This window comes from Cryptosporangium arvum DSM 44712, assembly GCF_000585375.1.
In the GTDB taxonomy this organism is placed as follows: Bacteria; Actinomycetota; Actinomycetes; order Mycobacteriales; family Cryptosporangiaceae; genus Cryptosporangium; species Cryptosporangium arvum.
Genome location: NZ_KK073874.1, coordinates 2312989 through 2334144 on the forward strand (window position 1 = coordinate 2312989; position 21156 = coordinate 2334144).

The following is a 21156-nucleotide window of genomic DNA, read 5'->3' on the forward strand; positions in this document are numbered from 1 at the left end:
GGCAGCGTGGCACGGGTGACCTTGCAGACGATCGCGGACCAGGTCGGGGTCAGCCGGATGACCGTCTCCAACGCGTTCTCCCGGCCGAACCAGCTCTCGCCGACGCTGCGCGAGCGGATCCTGGCCGCGGCGCAGGAGCTCGGGTACGTCGGCCCCGACCCGTCGGCGCGCGCCCTCGCGAAGGGCACCACCGGCGCCGTCGGGTTCCTGCTCACCGAGTCGCTCGGCTTCGCGTTCACCGACCAGGTGTCCACGCAGCTGCTCGGCGCGATCGCCGAGGAGCTGAAGCCCACCGGCCTCGCGCTCACGCTGCTGAGCGCGCTCGGCACCGGTGACATCGTGCCGGCGCGTGACGTCGCGATGGACGGCGTGCTCGTCTACTCCTGCGACCCGCAGGCCCCCGCGGTCGGCTGGCTGCGTCGCCGTCGGCTGCCGATGGTGTTCATCGACCAGGATCCGGTCGACGAGATCCCGAGCGTCAACGTGGCCGACCGCGCCGGAGCCCGGGCGTCGGCGCAGCACCTGATCGACCTCGGTCACCGGCGGATCGGGTTCGCGATGTCCGGCCTGCGCGGCCCGCTGGGGCTGATCGGGAACATCGAGGTCGTCGCCGACCAGCTGGTGTCCGGGTACGCCTCGCGCGAGCGCCTCGCCGGGTGGATGGAGGCGTTGAACGGCGCCGGGCTGGAGTCGCCGCTCGTCGTGCGCCAGCTCGACGACGCGGTCGAGCACACGAGCGGGGCCGCGCGGCTGCTGCTCGACCGGGACGACCGGCCGACCGCCGTGCTGTGTTTCTCCGACGCGATCGCGTTCGGGGTGATCCGGGCCGCGAACGACCTCGGGCTGCGGGTTCCCGAGGACCTGTCGGTGATCGGGTTCGACGACCACCCGCTGGCCGGGACGTTCCGGCCGGCGCTGACGACCGTGCGGCAGGACGTCCGGGCGAAGGGCCGGGCCGCGGCCGAGGCGCTCGCCGCCGCCCTCGGCCGCGGTCCCGCCGGGCCGGTGCCGCACGTGGTGCTCCCGACCGAGCTGGTCGTCCGCGACAGCACCGCCCCGCCGCCCGACAAGGCCTAAGCGCTCGCGAGCAGGGCGTCGATCTGGCCGAACGACAGCGTGATGCCCTCGGCCATGCCCATCGTCACGACCTGTTCGAGCTGCTCCGCGGTGTCGAAGCGGAAGACGATCGTCATCCGGGTGCCCGCCGGTGTCTCGTCGAGGTCGACGCGTGTCGCCGCCACCGGCAGCGCCGTGGACGGTTCGCCGTGCTGGTCGGCGAACCCTTCCTCGAACTCCAGCGACCGCGGCTCGTCCAGCGCGGTCAACCGCCAGAACCCGTTCGAGCGCGCGCCGTCGGGGCCGGTCATGTGGTATCTCGCCTCGCCGCCGACGACGAAGTCGTACTCCCGGAACGTCGCCGGATAGGTGGGCGGCCCCCACCACCGCTCGAGCAGCCGCGGGTCGGCCCAGAGCTGCCAGACGGCCTTCGGCGGAGCCGTGAACTCCGCGACGAGCGTCAGCGTGTGGGCCGCCGGGTCGGGCGTCGTGCTGATGACGGTCATGAGTCCTCCAAGAGTTCGTTCATCCGGTCGACGCGACCGCGCCAGATCTCCTCGTACCGGCGGAGCAGCTCGCGGGCCCGCCGGATCGTCTCGATGTCACCGCGCACCAGCTGCTCCCGTCCACTTCGCCGCTTCGTGACCAGACCGGCGCGCTCGAGCACCGCGACGTGCTTCTGCACGGCCGCGAAGCTCATCTCGTACTGCCGGGCCAACGCCGAGACCGACGCCTCCCGGGTGAGCACCCGGGTGACGATGTCCCGCCGCGTCGCATCCGCGAGCGCGGCGAAGATCCGATCCGCGTCACCCTTATCTACAACCACAAGGTTGTACGTTACTGTCGAGGGTAGGAGCCGGCAAGGGGGCACACGTGAAGGAACTGCTGGACGCGACCACCACCCTCGCGGCGGACTACCTGGCGCGGGTGGGAACCCGTCCGGTGGCCCGGCCGACGACGCTCGACGCGCTGGCCGACACGATCGGCGCCGAGCTGCCCGACGACGGCGTCGATCCGCGGACGGTCGTCGAGGATCTCGCGCGCGGCGTCGAGGAGGGCCTGGTCGTCACCAACGGCGGCCGGTTCTTCGGCTTCGTCGAAGGCGGCGTGCTCCCGGCCGCGCTCGCCGCCGACTGGCTCACGTCCACCTGGGACCAGAACCCCGGCTTCTACGCGCTCTCCCCGGCCGCCGCCGCGGTCGAGGAGATCTGCCGGCGCTGGCTCTGCGACCTGTTCCATCTGTCGGAGACCTGGTCCGCGGGCTTCACGACCGGTGCGCAGCTCGCGAACTTCGCCGGCCTCGCGGCCGCGCGCCACCACGTGCTCACGAACGCCGGCTGGGACCTCGAGCGGGACGGCCTCTTCGGCGCGCCGCCGATCACCGTCGTCGTCGGCCGGGAACGCCACGCCACGATCGACCGCGCGCTGCGTTTCCTCGGCATCGGCCAGGCCCAGCTCGCGATCGTCGACGTCGACGACCAGGGCCGCCTGCGCCCCGACCGCCTTCCCACGATCGACGGCCCGGCGATCGTCTGCACCCAGGCCGGCAACGTGAACACCGGCGCGATCGACCCGGTCGGCGCGATCGTCGACCGCGCGAACGGCGCCTGGGTCCACGTCGACGGCGCGTTCGGGCTCTGGGCGGCCGCGTCGCCGGCGCTGCGCCACCTCACCGACGGCGTCGAACGCGCCGACTCGATCGCCACCGACGGTCACAAGTGGCTCAACGTCCCCTACGACAGCGGAATCGTCCTCTGCGCGCGGCCCGAGGCGCACCGCGCGGCGCTGCGGCTGTCCGCCGACTACCTGGTGCGCCACGGCGAGCGCCAGGGCTCGGACTGGACCCCGGAGAGCTCCCGGCGGGCGCGTGCGTTCGCGGTCTACGCCGCGCTGCGCAGCCTCGGTCGCCGCGGTGTCGCCGAGCTGATCGAACGCTCCTGCGCGCAGGCCCGGCGCATCGCCGAGCGGCTCGACGGCGACTTCGCGGTGCTCAACGACGTCACGCTGAACCAGGTCCTGGTCCGGGTCGGCGACGACGACGAGCGCACCCGTCGTGTCGCCGCGGAGATCCAGCGTGGCGGCGACACCTGGCTCGGCACCACGGTGTGGCAGGGCCGGACCGCGATCCGGATCAGCGTCTCCGACCACGCGATCGACGAGGCCGCGATCGATACGCTGATCCGGGCCCTACGGACCGCCGCGGAGGCATGAGTGCGCATCGTCGTACTTGACGACCATCAGGACGTCGCGCGGACCTTCGGTCCGTTCGATCGGCTCGCCGCCGAGATCGTCGTCCGTCACGAGCACGTGTCCGACGTCGAGGAGCTGACCGCCGTACTGCGCGGTGCGAACGTCGTCGTGGCGATGCGCGAGCGCACCCCGTTCGGGGCGGCCGAGTTCGCGCGCCTGCCCGACCTCAAGTTGCTCGTCACCACCGGCATGGTGAACGCGTCGATCGACCTGGCCGCGGCCGCCGCGCACGGGGTCACGGTGTGCGGCACCGAGTCCGCGCCCGGCCCGGCGAAGGCCACCGCCGAGCTGACCTGGGCGTTGATCCTGGCCGTGCTGCGCAACGTCCCGGCCGAGGACCGCGCGCTGCGCTCCGGGCAGTGGCAGACCACCGTGGGCACCGGGCTCGCCGGGGCGACGCTCGGCCTGCTCGGGCTCGGCCGGCTGGGGTCGCAGGTCGCGAAGGTCGGCCGGGCGTTCGGCATGAACCTGATCGCCTGGAGCGAGAACCTCACCGCCGCGCGGGCGGCGGAGGTCGGCGCCCTGGCCGTCACCAAAGACCAACTGCTCACCCGGTCCGACGTGATGAGCGTCCATCTCCGGCTCAGCGACCGCACCGCCGGGCTCATCGGGGCGGCCGAACTGGCCCGGATGAAGCCGACCGCGGTACTCGTCAACACCTCGCGCGGCCCGATCGTCGACGAGGGCGCGCTGGTCGCCGCACTGCACGCCGGGGCGCTCGGCGGCGCCGGGCTCGACGTCTACGACACCGAGCCGCTCCCCGCCCACCATCCGCTGCTGACCGCGCCGCGTACCGTGCTGCTGCCGCACCTCGGCTACGTGACCCGCGAGACCTACGCGCTCTGGTACCCGCAGATCGTCGAGAACATCGAAGCCTGGTCCGCGGGCGCCCCGATCCGCGTCCTGACGGGCTGACCGGCTCAGTCGTCGAAGACCAGGCGGAGCAGGCGCTGCTGGTAGGTGGAGGCCTGGTAGTAGCTGAGGTACTGCACGAGCCCGTCGTCCTCGGCGTACTCGGGGTGGGCGAAGCCGGCGTAGTTCGTGCCCGAACCAGCGTTGTCGGTGGCGGCCAGCGCGAACGCCCGCGACCACGGGCCCGCCGGGGAGGATCCGATCTGGGCGGTGAGCGTGTTGCTCAACGGCGGCAGGTAGACGTTGAGCCACGCGTTCAGCGCCGGCACCCGGATCACCGAGTTGCCCGCCGAACCGGCGCTCAGATTCGTGGTGGCGTCGTCGTAGTCCTTCGACCACTCCGCGGCGCCGCTCGCCGCGCGTCCGGAGAAGAATTCCCATCGCGAGCGGTCGGAGACCGCACCGATCGGCACCCGGGCCAGGTGGCAGCGGCTGTTGCAGTCGCCGTAGACGTAGAGCTGGTCGCCGACGAGCGTCGCCGCCGCCGTGTACGCGGTGCGGTAGGGGAAGAACAGCGTCGGGTCCGCGTCGGTCTCGACGCTCGGTAACGGCGACGCGCCGCCCGCGGTGAGGCGGGTGACCTTCCGCGTCGTCATGTCGAGCGACGCGATGCCGGTGCCGAGTCCGTGCCCGAGCGGGCCGGAACAGCGGGAGTTCTCCGGACCGCCGCGACACAGCTTGGCGTAGAACACGAGGACACGATCGCGCCCCGGGTCGGCCACGATCGCACCGGGCCACAAGCCGATCTGCGCGCCGCAGTTCGTGTCCTTCTCCGGCGTGCAGCGGCTCTTCTCGTGCTTCGCGGTGAACGCTTTCTCGGCCGCGGTGTACGGGATCATGTTCGTCGGCACCGGGCCCGTCGTGCCGAACACGTCGGTGCTGGTGATCGTGATGCCGTCGGACGCCAGGAGGTCCGTGGTCGACGCCCCGGTGCTGGAGATGAACGCCCACGGCTCGCGGGTAACGGTGTCGCCGAACACCCAGATCGAGCGCGAGCCGAAACCGGCGCTCTGGCCGTTGTCGCGCCCGTTGACCCGGGGGTGTTGTCGCAGCGGACCGAGTTCGGTGACGCTCTCGACCCGCGGGACCGGCGGCAGCCCGTCGTCGTCCGGCTTGATCACCAGCCACGTGACGACGGCGGCCACGACCGCGGCGACGACGAACGCGGCGAGCGCCTGGGCGGCAGCCCCTCGCCCCGACGCCATAGGCGCGGAGATTACACGAGGCGCGGACGCGGTCAGCGGGCGAACGACTCGGCGTACCGGCCGAAGGCGTAGGTGGTGTCGAGGCTTCCGGGACGGGGCCCGGCCTCGGGATCCCAGCCGAGGGCGCGGTCCTCGCGTACCTGCGTCAGCAGCGGACGCCAGGCCGGGTCGAGGGTGGCGAGGGCCCAGTCGAGCGCGCCGCGCTTCGAGGCGACCCGCGCGGTGCTCAGCGTGTAGAGCAGGCGGCAGTACGTGGTGACCAGGTACCGCTGGGTCCAGGCGACGTCGAACGGCGCCCAGGTGCGGGTCTCGGCCACGAGGTGGGGCAGCGCGGCACGGGCCTCGTCGCGCAGCGCGCCCGGCGGGGGAGCGTCGACCAGGCTCGCGGCGGGTGGACCGGCGAGCGTGATGCCGTGGTTGTGCAGGATCCAGCGGGTGTGCGCGGAGTTGCAATGGGTGTCCCAGGCCAGCGTGCGGTGCCCGTGGTCGTTGTACAGCCAGCGGGTGCCGAGGCCGCGGACGGAGCGCAGCGTCTCGACGTCGGCGTAGGACGCTTCGAGGTGGGTGGACCAGAACCCCGGCCGATCGGGGACCACGGCGTGGAGCCGGCGGAGGCCGGTCTCGATCGGGCCGGTCGGCAGCGTGGTCGTGGCGACGACGACGTCGCAGTCGCTGTGGAGGTCTCCGGCGCCGAGCGCGAACGAGCCCTGCACGTAGGCGCCGACGAACGTGCCGCCGAGGATGCCGCGGACGTCGGCGACGAGCTCGGTCAGGAACGTGGTGAGCTCGGTGTCCATCACCGGGCGAAGACCTGCGTCTCGTCGAGGAACGCCTTGAACTCGAGCGCGTTGCCGGCCGGGTCGCGCAGGAACATCGTCCACTGCGCGCCGGGCCGGTTGGGAAAACGCAGGTAGGGCTCGATGACGAACGGGGTGCCGTCGAGCCGGGCGGCGAGTTCGTGGAACGCCTCTACGCCCAGGAGCAGGCCGTAGTGGGGGATCGGCACCTCGTGCCCGTCGACCTCGCTGAGGCCGGCGGGCGTGACGGGGCCAGGGACGAGATGCGTGACGAGCTGGTGGCCGTGGAGGTCCCAGTCGACCCAGTGATCGCTGGACCGGCCCTCCGGAAGCCCCAGCACCTGCCCGTAGAAGACGCGCGCGGCGGCCAGGTCGTCGACCGGGATCGCGAGGTGAACGGCCGGTCGATCGGTCATCGCGGCCTCCCTCGCCGTGCCCAGCGCTCCGGTCAGCCTACCGCCGCCGATGCCGTGCCCCCGGCGTCGTCCACAGCGGTCTTCGTCCGCCCGGTGCGGCGGTGGTAGTCCAGGGCGACGGCGATGACCAGCGGGCCCCAGGCGACGAGCGGGGCGTAGTAACGCAGGACGCTCCATCCGGGCGGCGCGTGGACCGGCTCGTCGCGCCCGATCCCGACCCAGCCACGGTCGACGACATGGAGGGCGTGGTTCAGGGCGAGGTAGACGCAGAGCGCGACGAGGATCGACCCGCCGATCAGCGCGGTGGCCACCACCGGCCGGGACGGGATCGCGCGTCCGGCCTTCCCGGGTACCCAGTCCGGGAAGCGCAGGCCCCGGTCGTGCACCAGCCCGAGGGTCAGCAGCGCCAGGGTCAGCGACAGCGCGGACAGGAACGTCGGGTACCAGTGGAACTGCCCATCGGTGACCGTCAGCGACAAACGCCAGATCGCCGACGGCAGGACACACAGCGGGACGGCGTACGCGGCCAGGACGGCCCAGCGGCGCGGTGCGGGAACGCTCATGCGGGTGCTCCGATCTCGAGTGGTGGTCCCAGGCTGGCCGGGGCGGCCCGCGGCGAACTCCCTCCTGCGAGGGATCCGGCTGGCTCGCGGGCGGGATCCTGCGGCGTCCGGCCCCGGTGATGCTCGATCCGGTCGGGATCACCGAGGACGTCAGGAGCGGCAATGTCGAGGTGGAGGACCGGAACCGGCGGCGGGTGGTGGCGTCTGCTCACCCGGTGGCCGAGCTGGGCGGGGTACGCGGCGGCCGGTTGGTCGCTGGCGTACGGACTGCTCGGGGTGTGGTGGACGGTCGGCGGGGACGGCTTCCCGTTCGGCCCGGTCGACGAGGATCACCGTACGGGCTCGATCCTGGAGGGCAGCAGCGCCGGGGTCGTCGCCCCGATCATGGCCGTGGTGGGGCTGGCCGGTGCGGTCGCCGCGCTGCTGATGGCCCGGGGCCTGCTCGCGGGTCGCTGGGCGTTCGGGCTGGTCGCCGCGGGTTGGTCGATCGCCGTCGCGCTGACCCTGGTGATCCCCGACTACACGATGCTCGCGCTGCTGGCGTTCTCGCCGCTGCTCCTGGTCTTCGCGTTCACCGGGGTACCCGGCGAGCAGGAGGGCCTCGGGGACATCCTCTACTGGCACCGGACGAACCTGGTTCTCCTGTTCGTCTGCGGCCTGCTGTGGGCCGCGACCACCCTCGCCTACCAGCGGCGGGTCCGCGCGGCCTGCCCGCACTGCGGCCGCGGCCGCGGTGCCGCTGACCCCGGGCCGTCCCGGGAGACGCTGCTGCGCTGGGGCCACCGGGCGGTCCTGGTCGCCTGGCTGGCGCCGCTGCCGTACGAGGTGACCAGGGTGGCCTGGTACCTCGGTTTCCCGCTCGGGATCACCGAGGACTTCCTGCGGATGATGCAGGACACCCCGGGCATGCTCGAGGTCGGACTGGGGTGCGCGGTCGCGTCCACAGTGGGCGGGGCGCTCACCAACGGCCTGGTCAGCCGCTGGGGGGAGGTCTACCCCCGCTGGATCTGGTTCAAGGCCGGCCGGCCGGTGCCACCCGCGCTCGCGGTCGTGCCGGCGTCCGTCGTCGCGATCGTCCTGATCCCGGCCGGGCTGATGGTCGTCTGGACGCCGGAGCTGCGGGGCGGCGGCTGGGCGATGTCCGTCCCGGCCCTCCTGTGGATCGTCTGGGGCGTCGCGCTCGGCGCCGCGACGATCGCCTACCACCGGCGTCGGCGCGGGACTTGCACACACTGCTCATCCGGTGACGACGTGCCCGGTCGCGTCGTCACAATGAGCGGGTGACACCTCCGCGGTACGTGGCCCCGCTGATCAGCGGCACCACGTACCGGCGCGGGGTGCACCTGCTGCTCGGTGCCGTGATCGCGTTGCCGTACCTCGTCCTGGCCCGGGCGGTGCTGACGCTCGGCGACGATCGGGCCACCCGCCCGGCGCTGCTGCTGACCGGCGTCGCCGCCGCGGCCATCGCCGCGGCACCGGCGTTCCTCAACGGCACCCGCGGCCTGGAGATCGCGGCGGCCCGGTCCCTGCTCGGGGTGGACCTCCCGGATCCGGTGCCGGGCACCCGGCCGGAGCTGGAGACCCGGGTCCGGTGCGCGCTCTGGTTCGGGCTGCACCTGGTGCTGGGCGCGGTGATCGCGTCGCTGCTGCTGGTCGCCGTACCGATCGCCGTGCTGGTGCTCAGCCAGCAGTTCGGCGTGCTCGACGCCGACCAGGCGGGGCTGAGCGGCGCGCCGGTCGGGCGGGGCGCGGCGGCGTGGCTGCTGTTCGCGGTCGTCGTGCTGGTGGTGACCGGATACGTGACGGCCGGGTTCGGGGCGCTCGCGGCGTTGATGGCCCCGGTGCTGCTCGGCCCGTCGGCCACCGAACGCGAGCAGGCGCTGGAGATCGCGGCGCGGCGGCTGGCCGAGCGTCACCGGCTGGCCCGGGACCTGCACGACTCGATCGGGCACGCGTTGACGCTCGCGACCGTGCAGGCGAGCGCGGCGGGGCAGGTGTTCGACGACGACCCGCAGTTCGTCCGGAGGGCCCTTTTGGTCATCGAGGAGACGAGCCGGACCGCGATGGACGACCTCGACCACGTGCTCGGCGTCCTCCGCGACCGGGACGTCCGGGGAGATGAAACCGACCGGGACCACGACGGCGGGACACGCGGGCCGCAGCCGACGCTGGCGCGGCTCGACCGGCTGTGCGACGACTCACTGGCCCGGGGAGTGCCGGTGGAGGTCACGGTGACCGGGGCGGTGACGGCGGTACCGGCGGTGGTGTCCCGGGAGGGCTACCGGATCGTGCAGGAGGCGCTGACGAACGTCGCGCGACACGCCGGGCGGGTACCGGCGACACTGCGGGTCACGGTCACCGACGCCGAACTGGGCATCGAGGTCGTCAACCCGCTGCCGGAGCGGGCGTCCGCCGCCGGGTCGCGGGCCGGACGCGGGCTCGACGGCATGCGCGAGCGGGTCGCCCTGTTACGGGGCACGCTGAGCACCGGCCGGTCCGCCGTCGGCTGGCAGGTGTCGGCCCGGTTGCCGCTGGCCGGTGACCGGTGAGCGACGTGACGACGGTGCTGCTCGTCGACGACGAGGAACTGGTCCGGATGGGGCTCCGGGCGGTCCTCGACGCCCAGCCCGACCTGCGGGTGGTCGGCGAGGCCGCCGACGGGGCCGAGGTACCACCGCTCGTCGCCCGGCTCCGGCCGGACGTCGTGCTGATGGACGTGCGGATGCCCGCGGTCGACGGGATCCAGGCCACCCGGCAGCTGATGGCCTCCGGCGACTCCCCGCCCCGGGTGCTGGTGATCACGACGTTCGAGAACGACGACTACGTGTACGCGGCGCTGCGGGCCGGTGCCAGCGGGTTCGTCCTCAAACGCGCCCGCCCGGCGCAGCTGGTCGACGCGGTCCGGGTCGTCGCCCGAGGCGACTCGCTGCTGTTCCCGGCCGCGATCCGGCGGCTCGCCGGCGCGTACGGCGTCGGTGCGGCCCTGCTCGCGGACGCTCGGCTGACCGCGCGTGAGCTGGACGTGCTGCGCCGGATGGCGGCCGGGCGTTCCAACGCGGAGATCGCCGGCGACCTGGTGCTGAGCGTGGAGACGGTGAAGACCCACGTGGGCAACGTGCTGGGGAAGCTGGGTGCCCGCGACCGCACACAGGCCGTCATCGTGGCCTACGAGTCGGGGCTGATCACACCGGCGGGGTAGGCCGCGCGGGTCGAGACAGCGGCGTGTTCCCGACACGCCGGCCGGGTCGGCGACCGCCGCTCAGGAGTCGCGGCGGGCCTTCAATCGCGGTCCGATGAAGACGGCCCAGGCGGCCACACCCAGACTCGGACCTAGCGCGACGCCGAGACCGACATTGTCAAAAAAGCCCCCGACGACTACGCCGAAGAGCGCGCCGAAAGCGATCCAGATCCCGAGGTTTCCCCAGATCCCGGGACCGGCTGCGCCCGCGGGCGCGTCGTGGCTCGTCATGGCATCTCTCCCGGGAGACGGGTGGAGGGCTGACGATGTGTCGGTCCACCACGGCGGATGCTTAATCCACACTTGGCACGATATCAACTGATAGCAAGGTTTCGAGCGGCTGTCGCAAGCCAATGCGCAAACGTCATGTCAGTAGTCGCGGCGTCGGGCATGCCGGTCATGATGTGCCCGGCCAGGCGGGAGCAGTCGGCGACGCGCCGCGCGGGTGTGGTGGCGGAGGCGGGATTCGAACCCGCGGCTTATGGGTTATGGGCCCGGCGCTAACCGAACTGCGCTACTCCGCTATGGGACCCGCTCGGCCGGGCTGCTTGGGCTCGGCCGGCGGGGTGGTGCTTCTCGTGGGCGGGTGGCGCTTACCCGAGCACAGCCCTCGTGCTCACTCCTGGACCGGCGAACCGGTGGCCACCCTGTGGAAAATCGGTTGGGCGCGTCGCTCGGCGAGCTGAAGTCTTGAGGCCCTGGCCGGCCGTGTCCCCAGGACCACCCGACCGGCCTCCGAGCCGCCATCCCGCAGGGTCAGCAGGGGAAGCCGACGCTCGCGGCCCAGTGGTTCAGCTGTTTCCACGTGTTCGGCCCGACAATGCCGTCGACGGGAAGCCCGATGCAGCTTTGGAAGCGGCGGACGTAGTTATCGGTGATAGGGCCGAAGCTGCCGTCCACGGCGATGTCTGCGACGCCTGTCATCGCATAGTTGAGTTCGCACTGCACCTGCCGGACCGCGGTACCGGAACTGCCGCTCCGGAGGACCGGTTCACTGCTGGTGTAGGTACACCTGCCGGTGATGTTCCCCGCACTGGCCGGAGTGGCGACGACACCGCCCGTGGCCAAGGCGGCGACAGTGGCGATGAGCAAAGCTAGAGTTCGTCCGACGATCTTTCGTTTCACTGTCATGCGTGTCTCCGTGAGAGGCGGATGGTCAGCGACCGTGCACCGCCATCAAACGGACTCCTCTGCGGACAGTGTCAGTGCACCCCCGCAGGGTCTGGAGAGATCTAGACCTCTGTCGCTCGGGCACCAGGGCCGATGGAGGTCCCGACGACCGCCCGGCGGTAAAGCCACTGTGGTACGAGGGGCACCGGAGGGACGTCGGCGAGCGGGGCGGCCCAGAGAGTAGGCACGGGATCACCCCGTTCCGGGCATGCGTCACGCGGGCCGCACAACGATCGATCGTCAGTTAGCGGCACGCTCTGTCGATGACTCGATCCCGGCGGAGACCGCGTGCCGCATCGTCCGCTCGGTCCCGAAGAACACGACGGCCGCTTAGCGAACGACCTCGGCTCGTTCGGACGCTGGTGCACACTCACCGGCCGGACGCCGCTTCCGGCGACACTCCTACGGACCAGTGATGCGGTTCCGCCTGGAGCCCTGCGATGCCCCCGCTGCGAAGCCCGACTCGGCCGGCTAAAGCTGTGCAAGGGGGTCGGATCTCGGTACAGCTTCTGGCGTCTGCGGGTAACGCAGCGGCGATTTCGCGCCGCCACCAGGGGCTCGATCGGCGAGCGATGTTGCTCGCGGAGCTCTAGTCACTGTTCCGCCTTCTCCGTAGGCTCGCTGCGGGGGCTTCTCCACGTTCCAGGGGTGGGCGATGGCGGACGACATCGATTTCAGAGCGGTCTGCGACGAACTCGCTGTGCGCACCAACGGTTACCGGAACGACGGCGAGGCGCAGCCGCTCTTGGCCCCAGAAGCCGCAGCGGCCGCTGAAATGATCCTGGCGCGTAGGGCAGAAGCCGGGGACTTCGAACTCGTCGTCGTTGCAGTAGTCGCGTGGTTCCACTGGCAGCGCTCCCTCGCGTTACCAGACGGCGAAGGAGATCCGGACTGGGGCATCGCGCGTGATCTGTTTGCCGAGCTGGCGCCGCTGCTGCCCGACTTCGTGCCGGACGAATTCCGGGGAGTGGGGCGCGTCATCAACAGTCGACCGCAACTGGCGTTGCTGGACCGCGCGCTGAGGCGCTTGCCGAACGCCATCGATGCGGGAGGCTCAAGTCTTGACGAGGTCATCGATCTGCTCGCGCGCGGAACTCCCGAATTGACCAGCGACTCGCCCGGTTATCCCGCGGTGATGTCCAACTATGGCGTAGCCCTACGCACACGTTTTGAGCAGAGCGGCTCTACTGCCGACTTGGACGAGGCGATCCGGGTCAGCCGCGATGCCGCGAACCGCGCGTCCGACGATCATCCTGACCGTGCTGCTTTGCACGCCAATCTCGCCTTGGCGCTTCTCGGACGGTTCACGATCGCCGAGGACCGCGCCGACTTGGACGAGGCGATCGGCGCTCAGGACCAAGCGGTCGACGGCTCGTCCGGCGATCGCCATCGTCTGGTGCTCGCGCAGTTGCTGAGCACGCGCTTCCGCCTCCTCGGTTTGAGGGACGACATTGACCGGGCGGTACGCGTTGCCCGTGATGCTGTGAGCGGTGCGCCGAGTTCGTCGTCGTGGGCGGTCCTCGGGCAGACGCTGGCCGACCGTTTCGACATCAGCAACGACCTCGTGGATCTGGACGAAGGGTTGCGCCTGCTGCGCGAAGCTGCTCGCGCGATGGGCAGCGACGATCCGGACCTCGCCGGCGTGCTCACGAGCCGCGTCGACGCTCTGCGCACGCGGTTCGAGCGCTGCGGCCGTTCCGAAGATCTCGACGAAGCCGTGCGTATTGCCGGGGAGGCCGTTGATGCATCCGCGTCGGACGATGCTCGTCGCGGCGCGAGCCTGAGCTGCCTGGCCCGAGTACTGCTTCGCCGGTTCGAGGTTCGCGGGCTCTCCGATGACCTCGACACGGCGGTGGAGTGCGGTCGAGCAGCAGTTACCATCACCCCCTTCGCCAGCGTCAATCGTGCTCCCCGGCTGTCCACGCTGGCCGCTTCGCTGTTGAGCCGATACGACCAGAGCGGCGCCGGCGATGACCTGGCAGCAGCGCTCGAGGCAGCCCGAGAAGCACTCGACGCCTGCCCGCCTGACAGTCCTCACCGGGCCGATTACCTGTCGGAACTCGCCATCGCGTGGCAAGCGAGTCACGAGCAGACCGGTCTCGCCAGCGATCTCGACGAGGCGGTGCGGCTGGGCCGTCTCTCCGTCTTGGAGGACGTCGGCGGTGGCGCTGAGGGGGCACGTCGCCGGTCCAATCTCGCAACGATCCTCCTGTCACGGTTCATGTCCAGCGGATCACTCGACGACCTGGATAGAACCATCGAACTCGCGGAGCTGGCTTCCCGCGCGTGCGTGCCGGGGAATCCGGCCCGGGGAACGTATCTGAACAACTGGGCCAGTGGGCTGCTGCTCCGCGCGATCGGCACCGGCGCCCGAGCGGACCTCGACGAGGCGGTCCGGGTTGCACGAGAGGCGGTTGCCGCTACGGCGGACGGGCACGTGGAACACGCTAAGCACTGGGCCACTCTGGGCGCGGCGCTGCAGCACCAGTTCCGCCGAACAGACAATTTCGGCGATCTTGAGGACGCACTAGCAGCGTGTCGGCAGGCGGCCGATTCGGTGGGTTCCCGACGTCCCGACCGCATCCGGTACTGGTCGAACCTCGCGGCGGCGCTGCGCGCGCGCTTCGACCACACCGAGGATCGGCGCGACATCGATGAAGCGATCGCTCTGGGGCGTCGGTGTCTGGACACGTTCGTCCCAGGCGGGCTCGGCACGATCGCGCTCGGGGCCAACCTCGCGAGCGCACTCCTCACTCGATACCGCGAGTTCGGAGACGAGCGCGACGTTGACCACGCGGTACAGGCCGCACGACAGGCCGCCGATGTGGGTCCGCCTGACCATCCCGACCGTGGGATCGCGCTCCTCAACTTGGGCAACGCGCTGCACACTCGGCGCGAAGCCGGGGACCGTGAGGCGGCGTACGAAGCCTGGCGGGCCGCTGCAGCTCTACGGGCGACCGCGACGCAGTACCGCTTTTCAGCCGCCATCGCATGGGGTCTGGCGGCCGCCGAAGATGGTTCGTGGACGTTGGCCGCGGACGGTTACGGCGAGGCCGTCGGCCTGCTTCCTCTGCTCGCTTGGCAGGGCGCTCGTCGGACGGACGCTGAGGAGAGCCTGACGCGAGCTGCTGGAATGGTCAGCGACGCCGCTTCCTGTGCTGTGGCTGCCGGGGATCCGGATAGAGCACTCGAAATCATCGAAGCCGGACGCGGAGTGCTCTGGTCGCATCAACTCGACAGCCGAACCGACCTCGGCGAGGTCCGAGCCGTAGCTCCCGAACTCGCCGCTGAGCTCGCCGACGTTCGAGCCGCCCTGGATGAACTCGGAGACGATCTCGTCACACTGCTCCCGGCGGTTGCTGGCGACGCCGGCCGGAGGGCCGCGCTCAGCCGCCGGTGGGACGAACTCGTTGCCCGAGTCCGCGAACTGCCCGGTCTCGCTGGCTTCCTGCGGGCGCCCTCCGCCGAGCAGTTGCGCCAAAGAACCGTGGGCGGCACGGCAGCGATTCCGATCGTGAGCCGGTGGCGTTGCGACGCGCTTCTGGTCACCCCTGATGCTGTGAAAGCCCTTCCGCTACCCGGCCTGACCAAGGAGACGGTCACCGAACATATCGACGACTATCTGCTGGCCATCCAGCGTTTCGAGAGCGGCCCACGCTCGCCGAGAGACCGCACGATGTTCGAAGCGGCGATCAGCCGATCTCTCGAGTGGTTGTGGGATGCCATCGCCGAGCCGATTCTCAGCGCCGCAGGGTTAGGTCGGCATGTGGACGGGTCAGACTGGCCCCGGGTGTGGTGGTGTCCGACCGGGCCGCTGAGCTTGCTCCCGATCCATGCCGCGGGTCGTCACCGAGACGGCGTCGCCGGATACGCGGTGCTCGACTGCGCCATCTCGTCCTACACCCCGACCTTGCGGATACTGGATCCAGACCTACGGGAGAACGTGCTGGCTGACTCGGATGGGACCGCCCGGCGGCTGCTCGTCGTCGGAATGCCCTCGACTCCGGGAGCATCCGAACTACCTACCTTCGCCGTCGAGCGTGACCTCCTGACCCGGCTGATGCCCGGCCGAACAACCGTGCTGGAGGGACCAGCCGCCACGCGGTCGGCAGTGAATTCACTGCTCGACGGACACCGTTGGGCGCATTTCACCTGTCATGGGACTCAAGACCTGGCACAGCCGGGGCGAGGTGGGCTCGTCTTGCACGACGGACGACTCACGGTGACCGAGATGCGCCGTTCGGCGGCACAGGCCGGCGAGGTCGTCGTGCTCGCCGCGTGTAAAACCGCGACCGGTGGCCTCCGACTGTCAGATGAGGCGATCACGCTGGCCGCAGCGTTTCGCTACCACGGATGGCGGCACGTGGTGGGCACCCTCTGGTCTGTCTGGGACGTGAGCACGGCGATGGTGACGACTGACATGTGGACCCGACTACAGACGGTCAACGAGGGCTCGGAGGACACAGCCGGAGCACTTCATCACGCTGTCCGAGCCCTCCGGGAGAAGCAGGCGGGGAACCCCAGCCTCTGGGCGCTTATTGCCCACTACGGTCACTGAGTTGCGCATCGGCTACTTCAAGCCGAGCAGCACCACGCACACCGCGCCGGCGAGTGCCGCTGCCCCTGCGACCTCGCTCGTCAGACCAGCGAGGAGAAACATGCTCCGCCGGTGGTTGGCCCGGCGAAGCCCGACGAGCAGGCCTGCTCGAGTAGCCGTGACGCGGGCCCGCGCGCGCGATTCGTCGTCCGACCACCGGTCACGCATCATCTGGAGCATCGCGGCCGGAGCAGCAGCAGGGTGTCGCATCGGAAGGTTGGTGACCAACGCCAGGACCGCGGCGAGTAGCAGGGCGGAAGCGCCGCCGACGATCAACGGTGCCGCAGCGCCGGGCAGTCGAACCGAGTCGCCACGCTTAGCCAACGCTAAGGCTCCGAACGCGAGCGTGGCTAACACCCCGCTGGACGTGATGACGGCCAGCCCGCGCTGTTCAAGCGACAGCTTTCGCGTTTCTTCAGAACTCAGCTGCTCCTGCATGAACTCGGCGTACAGGGCTGAGCCCGGCTTCCCCTGGTCCAAGCTCTAGCGCCGTTCAGTGTCGTCGGTGCCGGAACCCCGATAACTCGACTCCGTAAGCGGAAAGCCGGCCCATGGATCATCCGGCACAGGCTGCTGGGCAGCCGGCCCTTCCGCAGGGGACCAGTCGTCCTGCTCGTGCGTCTTCGGTTCGTCGCCCATGCTGCCTCCCCAACCCTGCACAGCGTCGCTACACCGTAAGCCACCAGTGTGGGTAGAGGGATAGCAGTTGAGCCGTCGGAGTGATGCCGCATCGGCCAGGAGAAAGCTCGTTCGCTGCAATCGACGCCGCCGACTGATGTAAGCGGCTCTAGCGTCCGAGGTAGGCCCGCGGCACGGCGTGACGCGTGTGCCAAGTGTCGAAGAAGTCTGTGGCACTTCCCCGCGCCCTGACGGCGCCGTTGGATGGTGTCGGCCGGCTGCCGATTAGGTCGGCGAAGGACGTGGGTCGCAGCGAGCGCGAAGTCCGTGCTTTGCCACGGAGGTGCACAGGCGTCCAGCCAGGTCCACTAACAAATCTCGAACACGAAGTCCCTACAAAGCAACCAGGTCAGAGCCTGTGTGGCTCTGACCTGGGTAAACGTGGTGGGCGATACTGGGATTGAACCAGTGGCCTCTTCCGTGTCAAGGAAGCGCTCTCCCACTGAGCTAATCGCCCGAGGCGGCGGCGGGAATCGAACCCGCGTACAGGGCTTTGCAGGCCCTTGCCTAAGCCACTCGGCCACGCCGCCGGAGTTACCGCTGGGGCCAAGCTACGACACCAGCGCTACGCCCGAGGGCGTCTACCGAGCGGACGACGGGATTCGAACCCGCGACCCTCACCTTGGCAAGGTGATGCTCTACCAGCTGAGCCACGTCCGCGTGTTAGCTCGACCGGGTTTTTCGACCCGCTCGCTGCTGACAGGGAGAACTGTAGCCGAGTCACGCGCCAAGGTTCAAACCCGGGGGACGTGTCGCCGACCACGCACGGTCATCGGGATGCCACCACCGCCTCATGAGGGGCGGGTAAGGCTCTGGTAAAGAGCGGGTTACAGCGGGGTTGTCGCCGATGTCCGAGTCGCCGCGCGCCGTGCACACAAACGCGCTGCTCAGAGCGTCAATGGAGAATTGCAACACGCCGGGTTGCGGGGTAGGTGCGCGCAAAACGGTCACTACCGCATACGATGCGCAGCGATGGGATCACAAAAAGTGAGTGCCGCCGCGCCTCAGGCGCGGCGGCACTCACGTGGAATCAGTTCAGCGAGGTTCGCTGCCGTACGAGCCGAGGAGGGCCGCCAGAGCGCCATCGATGTCCAGGTGGACGCTCTCCGCGCCCTCCGGCACCTGGCGGTACGTACGCCCGAGGAAATCGCCGAGCGCGAGGCGCGGCACCTCGAACAGCGCGTGACCGTCGGGGGAGGAGAGGGCGAGGGCGACGGACGGCCCGTTCGCCGCCTGCCAGGGCCAAACCCGGACGTCGCCGATGCCGGTCGGCTCGCTCATGCCGTCGGCGAGGAGCTGACGCGCGAACGACCACGACACCTCGCCGCTGGCCTCCGTGCTGCCGGCATGGAATATGACGTGGACCGCGTACGGATCCTCGGGCTCGTACCGGAGACTCGCCTTGACTGGCAGGGAGGACCCCTCCGGAACAACTAGACGCAATGACACGTCCACCTGTACCCGAGTCGGTTGTGCGATCCCCATCGGTGGCACCTTTCTGCACGTCCGCACGCGTCGAACGCGGGCGCGAACCCATACCCGTTCTTCCCGGTCTGACCACTACGCAAACTCAGCGCTGCGTGGCTCAAGAACCACAACGAGTGAGGTTGCGGAGAGATGCGGGCGACGGTCGAGGATCGTTCGGCCGGCGTCCATCAACTGTCTTTCCCGGTGAACCCGCTGGTCATGCCACCCGTATTGGGCTCAGGACGTCGGCGTGTCCGCCGAAGGAGTCGCGGGGCCTGGTCCAGGTCGCCAGTGTGAGAGACGATGGGTCTGTGAGCGGACGGGGAAATCGGTGATCGACACCCAGGAGCGGCCTCCCGAGGCCGAGCCGACGCTCGTCGACCGGCTGCGCGCCCACCCGCTGGCGCTGCGCTTCGTCGCGTGGGGCGTCTTCTTCCGCGACCGGATGCACCACCCGATGCGCTCCCACCCGGTCTTCGGCTTCCCGTACCGGGCAGCGATCACGGTGGTCGGCGTCGTCGTGGTGATCCTGGGCCTGATCATGGTGCCGGCACCCGGCCCGGGCTGGCTCGTGGTGATCGCCGGTCTGGGGATCCTCTCCACCGAGTACTCGTGGGCGCGGCGGCTGCTGCACTTCACGCGAGGCGCGGTGGCGGCGTGGACCAGGTGGGTGCTGCGACAGCCGCTGGTGGTGCGGATGGCCGTGGGGTTTGCAGGCTTTTTGCTGCTGGTGGGGTGTTTGTTGGTGTCGCTTCGGCTGAGTGGGTGGACCGGATTCCCCTTCAGCTGACGGGATCTAGTATGGTGTGAGCGTCCCTGAGGGCGATTAGCTCAGGGGGAGAGCGCTTCGTTCACACCGAAGAGGTCACTGGTTCGATCCCAGTATCGCCCACCGTAGTTGTCAGTGCGCGAACCGGTTTTCCGCCGGTCGGGGCTGGTCCGTCGAGGGCCAGCCCTTTGTCGTTGGCGGTCGGGGCGGGTTGAAACGGGCCGGACCGCGTTGTCGGACACGATCCATCGAGCGAGCCGATCGGCTCGCTCACCCTGTTTGATCCCGGTCCGAGGACGAACTCATCGGTCGACGGCCGGTAGGTTCGACGCCCTCAGGCGGGATCACCGCGACGTCGCCGTCGACCGAAAGCCGCTCGCGTCGATGCGCGGGGCGTCGCAACGTGATTGGTGGTCCTCGGCCGAGACGCGGTGATCACTGCTCCGGCTCGGCGGGGGTGGTCGGATGGGAGCCGGGTCGGAACGACCGGTCGGGATGCGGTGACCAGGCGAGCTCTCGCATTCCGAGCATGGTGGGCGCGATCCGGGTTTCGGCGCCGGCGATGCCGATCGCGCGGACCGGCGCGACCGGCAGCTGTGGTTCCCGGTGGCTCGACGGCGGGGCGGGCGGTGGTGAGTTCTCGACGGCGGCGGGGTGGTCGTCCGAGGAACGAATCAGGGTGAGGAGTGGTCTGCGCCGGATGGCACGGGTGCGGATCCAGGTGAGCGCAGCCGTCACGCGCCCGCGCCGGCCGGGGCCGCGGTTGGAGACGACGGTGAGCGGTGTTGTACGAGGGTGAAGCTGTGGGAATCGGGGCACACCAGGTGTTCGGATCTGCTCGGGGTAAGGATTGGTTCGCACTCGCCGGCCTGAGTCAGGTCAGCGGAAGGACCGCATGGACCTTGGTCGGGACCGGTGCGCCGCCGGCGTTCTCGATGCTGACCGCGATCTGGTCAGTGCCGTTGAGATCGTGGACGATCAGACTTCCTCGGCGCGTGCCTTCCGGGAGAGCGCCGAGCGATCGAGGGTTCTGGCCGATCAGACGCCAGAACTGATAAGTCTTGCCCGCCGGGACGTCACCGAGGTCGGCAAAGGTGACGACGGCGGCTCGATGGGACGATGAGTACACAGCGGCCAGGTGCCCGGACGGCAGATTGGCGGCGACCCGGAATTCGGCGTCGGATGCGGTCAGCACCGCCCGTATGTCTGCGCTTTCCTGCTCGGCCGCGATCACCCGTGCGCGTTCGTGCGTGATCCGGTTTTCCTGCGCCCACCAGGTGCCGCCGACCGAACTGACGAGAACGACCGCCGCGGCCGCGGCCGCCGCTCCGCGTCTCCGGCGCGGGGCCGGCCTCCGTGCTGCTCGGTGGTGTTGCGCCGTGCGCTGGGCGGCGCCCAGCACCCGCGCGCGGAGGTGCGGGGGCGGCGTGGTCACGGCGGCGGCGCCGAGCCGGGCGGTGGTCGCGGTCAGCTCGGCGGCTTCCGCGGCGCAGGTCGGGCAGGTGCGCAGATGTCGCTCCACCGCGGCGCGTTCGACGTCGTCCATAGCGTCGAGGGCGTACGCGCCGAGCAGCTGGTCGACGTGGTTGGTGGCTGAGGTCATCGGGTCACTCCGAGGCAGTCGCGCAGTCGGATGAGTCCGTCGCGCATCCGGGTCTTGACGGTGGGTCGGGGCAGGCCGAGGTGTTCGGCCACCTCGCGGCTGCCGTCTGCCTTCTCCGTCGGTCCGTCAACGGTGCCTCCGGGCGTTGAACAGCGTGGTCAGACGTTGTTCGGAGCCGTTATGCCGGTGGATTGGTCATCGAGGCAGGGAGCCGACATTCCGGCTAACCCGTCAAAGAATTTCCCGGATCGACCAATCCGCTCGGAGCGTGGCTCCGAAGAGCTGAGGTGACACGGACTCAGCGACTCGCCACCGACGCCTCGATCAGGCTCGCGGCGATCGCCCTGGTTTCGCCCGGTCAAGGGTTTCGCGACCCGGACGTTCGGTCACGCCGGGTGTTCGAGTGTCGGCTCCGTGCTCCGGTGCCGACGTTGC

The 21156-nt window shown here is 70.2% G+C and carries 20 protein-coding genes, 5 tRNA genes and 1 pseudogene; 9 read left to right on the forward strand and 17 right to left on the reverse strand.

All coding sequences use genetic code 11. The features are described from left to right. Window positions 1-15 precede the first annotated feature (15 nt). Window positions 16-1077: a LacI family DNA-binding transcriptional regulator gene (locus tag CRYAR_RS10755; protein WP_211247382.1), complete on the forward strand. Its 1062-nt coding sequence runs from the start codon at window positions 16-18 to the stop codon at window positions 1075-1077. Here CRYAR_RS10755 and CRYAR_RS10760 read toward each other — a convergent pair. Continuing rightward, window positions 1074-1562, reverse strand: coding sequence for an SRPBCC family protein (locus CRYAR_RS10760; protein ID WP_035850275.1), 489 nt, complete (start codon window positions 1560-1562; stop codon window positions 1074-1076). The genes CRYAR_RS10755 and CRYAR_RS10760 overlap by 4 nt on opposite strands. Next, a complete protein-coding gene (locus tag CRYAR_RS10765) occupies window positions 1559-1882 on the reverse strand; it encodes an ArsR/SmtB family transcription factor (RefSeq protein WP_035850278.1) in 324 nt (107 codons plus the stop codon). Before CRYAR_RS10765 ends, CRYAR_RS10760 begins: the two co-directional genes overlap by 4 nt. A gap of 47 nt (window positions 1883-1929) precedes the next feature. Between CRYAR_RS10765 and CRYAR_RS10770 the strand changes: the two genes are divergently transcribed. Both CRYAR_RS10770 and CRYAR_RS10775 read left to right on the forward strand, forming a co-directional pair. Then, entirely contained in the window at window positions 1930-3267 is a 1338-nt protein-coding gene (locus tag CRYAR_RS10770; RefSeq protein ID WP_051570015.1) for a pyridoxal phosphate-dependent decarboxylase family protein, read from the forward strand. Beyond that, a complete protein-coding gene (locus CRYAR_RS10775) occupies window positions 3268-4221 on the forward strand; it encodes a D-2-hydroxyacid dehydrogenase family protein (RefSeq protein WP_035850280.1) in 954 nt (317 codons plus the stop codon). A gap of 5 nt (window positions 4222-4226) precedes the next feature. Here the strand turns inward: CRYAR_RS10775 and CRYAR_RS10780 are convergent, their stop codons facing one another. The 4 genes from CRYAR_RS10780 to CRYAR_RS10795 are packed head-to-tail and all read right to left on the reverse strand — an operon-like array spanning window position 4227 to window position 7199. Then, on the reverse strand, window positions 4227-5423 hold the full coding sequence (locus CRYAR_RS10780) for a DUF4185 domain-containing protein (RefSeq protein ID WP_035850282.1): 1197 nt from the start codon (window positions 5421-5423) through the stop codon (window positions 4227-4229). Window positions 5424-5455: 32 nt separating this feature from the next. Beyond that, window positions 5456-6220: an aminoglycoside adenylyltransferase domain-containing protein gene (locus tag CRYAR_RS10785; RefSeq protein ID WP_035850283.1), complete on the reverse strand. Its 765-nt coding sequence runs from the start codon at window positions 6218-6220 to the stop codon at window positions 5456-5458. Beyond that, a complete protein-coding gene (locus CRYAR_RS10790; RefSeq protein ID WP_035850284.1) occupies window positions 6220-6636 on the reverse strand; it encodes a VOC family protein in 417 nt (138 codons plus the stop codon). Before CRYAR_RS10790 ends, CRYAR_RS10785 begins: the two co-directional genes overlap by 1 nt. Before the next feature lie 32 nt (window positions 6637-6668). Next, window positions 6669-7199 (reverse strand): hypothetical protein, encoded by a 531-nt coding sequence (locus CRYAR_RS10795; protein ID WP_035850286.1) that lies wholly within the window; start codon window positions 7197-7199, stop codon window positions 6669-6671. A gap of 162 nt (window positions 7200-7361) precedes the next feature. Between CRYAR_RS10795 and CRYAR_RS10800 the strand changes: the two genes are divergently transcribed. The 3 genes from CRYAR_RS10800 to CRYAR_RS10810 are packed head-to-tail and all read left to right on the forward strand — an operon-like array spanning window position 7362 to window position 10398. Further along, window positions 7362-8483, forward strand: a complete 1122-nt coding sequence (locus tag CRYAR_RS10800; protein WP_051570016.1) for a hypothetical protein — start codon at window positions 7362-7364, stop codon at window positions 8481-8483. Beyond that, window positions 8480-9748, forward strand: coding sequence for a sensor histidine kinase (locus CRYAR_RS10805; protein ID WP_051570017.1), 1269 nt, complete (start codon window positions 8480-8482; stop codon window positions 9746-9748). Before CRYAR_RS10800 ends, CRYAR_RS10805 begins: the two co-directional genes overlap by 4 nt. A 5-nt stretch (window positions 9749-9753) precedes the next feature. Further along, entirely contained in the window at window positions 9754-10398 is a 645-nt protein-coding gene (locus CRYAR_RS10810; protein WP_035861740.1) for a response regulator, read from the forward strand. Between the two features lie 60 nt (window positions 10399-10458). On the opposite strand, the gene CRYAR_RS10815 is transcribed toward CRYAR_RS10810, so the two are convergent. From CRYAR_RS10815 to CRYAR_RS10825, 3 genes are all read right to left on the reverse strand, one after another. After that, window positions 10459-10668 (reverse strand): hypothetical protein, encoded by a 210-nt coding sequence (locus tag CRYAR_RS10815; protein ID WP_035850288.1) that lies wholly within the window; start codon window positions 10666-10668, stop codon window positions 10459-10461. A 217-nt stretch (window positions 10669-10885) separates the two neighbouring features. Further along, a tRNA-Ile gene (locus CRYAR_RS10820) sits at window positions 10886-10961 on the reverse strand. A gap of 232 nt (window positions 10962-11193) precedes the next feature. Beyond that, on the reverse strand, window positions 11194-11568 hold the full coding sequence (locus tag CRYAR_RS10825; protein WP_084700338.1) for a peptidoglycan-binding domain-containing protein: 375 nt from the start codon (window positions 11566-11568) through the stop codon (window positions 11194-11196). Between the two features lie 694 nt (window positions 11569-12262). Between CRYAR_RS10825 and CRYAR_RS10830 the strand changes: the two genes are divergently transcribed. Next, window positions 12263-16165 carry a CHAT domain-containing protein gene (locus CRYAR_RS10830; RefSeq protein ID WP_035850289.1) on the forward strand — a complete coding sequence of 1301 codons (3903 nt, stop codon included), beginning with the start codon at window positions 12263-12265 and terminating at the stop codon, window positions 16163-16165. A gap of 12 nt (window positions 16166-16177) precedes the next feature. Here the strand turns inward: CRYAR_RS10830 and CRYAR_RS10835 are convergent, their stop codons facing one another. The 5 genes from CRYAR_RS10835 to CRYAR_RS10855 form a co-directional block, all read right to left on the reverse strand. Next, the gene (locus CRYAR_RS10835; protein ID WP_157017578.1) at window positions 16178-16642 is read right to left on the reverse strand and encodes a hypothetical protein; all 465 of its coding nucleotides are present in this window, start codon (window positions 16640-16642) and stop codon (window positions 16178-16180) included. Window positions 16643-17264: 622 nt separating this feature from the next. Continuing rightward, window positions 17265-17339 (reverse strand) — tRNA-Val (locus CRYAR_RS10840). A gap of 1 nt (window position 17340) precedes the next feature. Continuing rightward, a tRNA-Cys gene (locus tag CRYAR_RS10845) sits at window positions 17341-17412 on the reverse strand. A 57-nt stretch (window positions 17413-17469) separates the two neighbouring features. Next, window positions 17470-17542 (reverse strand) — tRNA-Gly (locus CRYAR_RS10850). A 375-nt stretch (window positions 17543-17917) separates the two neighbouring features. After that, entirely contained in the window at window positions 17918-18367 is a 450-nt protein-coding gene (locus CRYAR_RS10855) for an SsgA family sporulation/cell division regulator (RefSeq protein ID WP_035850293.1), read from the reverse strand. 313 nt (window positions 18368-18680) lie between these two features. Between CRYAR_RS10855 and CRYAR_RS10860 the strand changes: the two genes are divergently transcribed. Further along, the gene (locus CRYAR_RS10860) at window positions 18681-19139 is read left to right on the forward strand and encodes a TIGR02611 family protein (RefSeq protein ID WP_211247383.1); all 459 of its coding nucleotides are present in this window, start codon (window positions 18681-18683) and stop codon (window positions 19137-19139) included. Between the two features lie 30 nt (window positions 19140-19169). Then, window positions 19170-19241: transfer RNA gene (locus CRYAR_RS10865), tRNA-Val, on the forward strand. A 312-nt stretch (window positions 19242-19553) separates the two neighbouring features. Here the strand turns inward: CRYAR_RS10865 and CRYAR_RS10870 are convergent. The 3 genes and pseudogenes from CRYAR_RS10870 to CRYAR_RS50640 form a co-directional block, all read right to left on the reverse strand. Continuing rightward, window positions 19554-19856 (reverse strand): hypothetical protein, encoded by a 303-nt coding sequence (locus CRYAR_RS10870; protein ID WP_035850295.1) that lies wholly within the window; start codon window positions 19854-19856, stop codon window positions 19554-19556. A 136-nt stretch (window positions 19857-19992) separates the two neighbouring features. After that, window positions 19993-20721 (reverse strand): anti-sigma factor, encoded by a 729-nt coding sequence (locus CRYAR_RS10875; protein ID WP_051570019.1) that lies wholly within the window; start codon window positions 20719-20721, stop codon window positions 19993-19995. Then, window positions 20718-20819 (reverse strand): annotated as a pseudogene (locus tag CRYAR_RS50640) (RNA polymerase subunit sigma); the annotation flags it as partial. The gene CRYAR_RS10875 and the pseudogene CRYAR_RS50640, both read right to left, overlap by 4 nt. Window positions 20820-21156 lie beyond the last annotated feature (337 nt).

What these genes read in the sequence shown, in the direction of transcription:
- CRYAR_RS10855 (WP_035850293.1), bottom strand. Translation starts at nt 18,367, where the DNA reads ATGGGGATCGCACAACCGACTCGGGTACAGGTGGACGTGTCATTGCGT.
- CRYAR_RS10835 (WP_157017578.1), bottom strand. Translation starts at nt 16,642, where the DNA reads ATGCAGGAGCAGCTGAGTTCTGAAGAAACGCGAAAGCTGTCGCTTGAA.
- CRYAR_RS10830 (WP_035850289.1), top strand. Translation starts at nt 12,263, where the DNA reads ATGGCGGACGACATCGATTTCAGAGCGGTCTGCGACGAACTCGCTGTG.
- CRYAR_RS10780 (WP_035850282.1), bottom strand. Translation starts at nt 5,423, where the DNA reads ATGGCGTCGGGGCGAGGGGCTGCCGCCCAGGCGCTCGCCGCGTTCGTC.
- CRYAR_RS10785 (WP_035850283.1), bottom strand. Translation starts at nt 6,220, where the DNA reads ATGGACACCGAGCTCACCACGTTCCTGACCGAGCTCGTCGCCGACGTC.
- CRYAR_RS10800 (WP_051570016.1), top strand. Translation starts at nt 7,362, where the DNA reads ATGTCGAGGTGGAGGACCGGAACCGGCGGCGGGTGGTGGCGTCTGCTC.
- CRYAR_RS10825 (WP_084700338.1), bottom strand. Translation starts at nt 11,568, where the DNA reads ATGACAGTGAAACGAAAGATCGTCGGACGAACTCTAGCTTTGCTCATC.
- CRYAR_RS10790 (WP_035850284.1), bottom strand. Translation starts at nt 6,636, where the DNA reads ATGACCGATCGACCGGCCGTTCACCTCGCGATCCCGGTCGACGACCTG.
- CRYAR_RS10795 (WP_035850286.1), bottom strand. Translation starts at nt 7,199, where the DNA reads ATGAGCGTTCCCGCACCGCGCCGCTGGGCCGTCCTGGCCGCGTACGCC.
- CRYAR_RS10760 (WP_035850275.1), bottom strand. Translation starts at nt 1,562, where the DNA reads ATGACCGTCATCAGCACGACGCCCGACCCGGCGGCCCACACGCTGACG.
- CRYAR_RS10815 (WP_035850288.1), bottom strand. Translation starts at nt 10,668, where the DNA reads ATGACGAGCCACGACGCGCCCGCGGGCGCAGCCGGTCCCGGGATCTGG.
- CRYAR_RS10875 (WP_051570019.1), bottom strand. Translation starts at nt 20,721, where the DNA reads ATGACCTCAGCCACCAACCACGTCGACCAGCTGCTCGGCGCGTACGCC.